The organism is Streptomyces sp. CBMA123 (assembly GCF_014596465.1).
Lineage (GTDB): Bacteria > Actinomycetota > Actinomycetes > Streptomycetales > Streptomycetaceae > Kitasatospora.
Map to the genome: position 1 here is coordinate 1 of NZ_MECK01000442.1, position 2,157 is coordinate 2,157.

The following is a 2,157-nucleotide window of genomic DNA, read 5'->3' on the forward strand; positions in this document are numbered from 1 at the left end:
CGGGCACCGGCGGCCCGGGCAGCGGCCCCGCGACGGGCTCCGGCACCGCCTCACCCAGCCCCGGCGCGGACGCCACCCGCCCCGGCACCGCCACCCCCACCGGGGCCACCGGCACCGCGGACGGCGGGATCGTCCCGCTGTGCGGACGGACGGACCTCGGCCAGGGCACCTCGCAGCTCGGCCCGGCGGACGCTCAGGGCCGGATCTACGGCTCCTTCACCGTGTACAACGTCTCCGGGCACAGCTGCCGCCTCGGTGGGCCCGGCGCGGTGGCCGTCACCGGGGTCACCGGCACCGACCGCAGCCGGGTCCGCACCGCCGACCACACGGCCGGCGACCCGGCGGGCAGTCTGCCCGCGATGGACGCCGACCCGCCGGTGCTCGCCCCCCAGGCCGGGTACCGGGTGCCGTTCGCGTGGATCCCGGACCAGGGCTGCGGCACCACCGGCGGCGCCACCACCGCGCCGACCAACGGCGTCAACCAGGCCTCCCTGACCACCAAGGCCCCGCTCGGCTCCTCGGGCGACGCCCCGGCCGGCGGTGTCTCGGCGGCGCCCAGCGCCAACCCGCCCGCCAGCTCCTCGCCCACCTCCGGGCCCACCTCGACGCCCAGCCCGACGGTCACCCCGACCGGCGGGCCCACCGGCGGCCCGGCCACCGCCACCATCGCCCACACCCCGGCCCCCGGCAGCCCGGTGGCCGCCACGGCCTCGCTGCCGGTCGTGTGCGGGGGGACGCTCTACCGGGGCGGGGTGCAGCCGGCGGGCGGCTCCGCCGGCCAGCCCACCGGGACGCCCGCGACGGGCTGAGGGGCCCGCTGCGGCGGACCCTGTGGTCCGGCCCGGTGTGAGGAGTGGTTACCGTGGGGGGTGTGTACCGGTTCCTCCTGACTCCGCGCTGGCTGGGCGGCACCGCCCTGGCCGTGGCGGCCGTGGCGGTCTGCGTCTGGCTGGGCTCCTGGCAGCTCGGCCGGTTCGAGGACCGCGTCTCCACCCACCAGGAGACCAAGCAGTCGCTCACCGCTTCGAGTGAAGTCCGGCCGATCGACGCGCTGCTCGGCCCGGCCACCCCGCAGGTGAGCACGGAGACCGTCGGCAAGCCCGTCACGGTGACCGGGAGCTACGACACCGAACACCAACTCCTCGTCCCCAACCGGGTGCTGGACGGCAAGCAGGGCTACTACGTGCTCACCCCGCTGCGCACCGCCGACGGACACGCCGTCGCCGTGGTGCGGGGCTGGGCGGCCGGCGACCCGTCCGGCGCCGCCCCCACCGCCGAGGCCGCGCCCACCGGGCCGGTCACGGTGACCGGGCGGCTGCAGGCCAACGAGTCGGTCGGCAGCAACGGCGCGGTCGCGGGCGGCCTGCCCGCCGGACAGCTCGGCATGATCAACCGGGCCGCGCTGCTGAACGTGCTCGCGTACGACGGCTGGTACGACGGCTGGGTGGCCGCCGACCAGGTGCCCGCCGGGCTGACCGCCGTACCGACCGTGCAGCCGCAGGGCGGCGACGGGCTCACCCTGCGGGCGTTCCAGAACCTGGGCTACACCCTGGAGTGGTTCGTCTTCGCGGGCTTCGTGGTCTTCATGTGGTTCCGCCTGATGCGCCAGACGGCGGAGGCGGAGCAGGACCGGGCCCTGGGACTGGACCCGGTCCTGGACTGACCCGCCTACTTCGCCGGCTTGCCGGTGGGCGTGGGCGCCGGCTTGGCCGGTGTCGCGACCGGCACCTGGGCCGGGGCGGGGGAGTGCGACGGGGCGGCCGGGCTCGGATCGTCGCCGAACGGCGACGCCACGTCCTCACCCACCGGCTTGCTCCCGCCGGCGCAGTGGCCGCGGCCGGCGGCTCCGCCCGTCATGCCGTAGTGGTCGATGTGGTGGTGCGTGGTGCCGCCGCCGGTCGATCCGGACGAGCCCTTGGAGCCGGAGTTCTTGGACCCGGAGCTCTTGGACCCGGAGCCCTTGGATCCGGACGAGCCGCTCCCGCCGTGCGACCCGCTGCGCGCGGCGAGGTCCTCGTCCGCGTCCGGCCCGTTCGCGGTCGGCCCGTTCGCGCCCGGCCCGAACTCCGCCCGGACGACGGACGACCCGGCGCCCACCGCGCTCGCCCTCGTCGCCGAGCCGGTGGGCGCGGTCGGAGCCGGAGCCGGCGCCGGTAC

1 protein-coding gene and 2 pseudogenes are annotated in these 2,157 nt (G+C 77.3%); 2 read left to right on the plus strand and 1 reads right to left on the minus strand.

Translation table 11 applies throughout. From position 1 onward, the window contains the following. Together BG452_RS33010 and BG452_RS33015 are read left to right on the plus strand one after the other, a co-directional pair. Window positions 1-809 (plus strand): annotated as a pseudogene (locus tag BG452_RS33010) (hypothetical protein); the annotation flags it as partial. A gap of 62 nt (window positions 810-871) precedes the next feature. Continuing rightward, complete coding sequence (locus BG452_RS33015) at window positions 872-1,663, plus strand: SURF1 family protein (RefSeq protein ID WP_188308027.1); 792 nt, start codon at window positions 872-874, stop codon at window positions 1,661-1,663. A gap of 5 nt (window positions 1,664-1,668) precedes the next feature. On the opposite strand, the pseudogene BG452_RS33020 reads toward BG452_RS33015, so the two are convergent. Then, window positions 1,669-2,157, minus strand: a pseudogene (locus BG452_RS33020) (hypothetical protein); the annotation flags it as partial.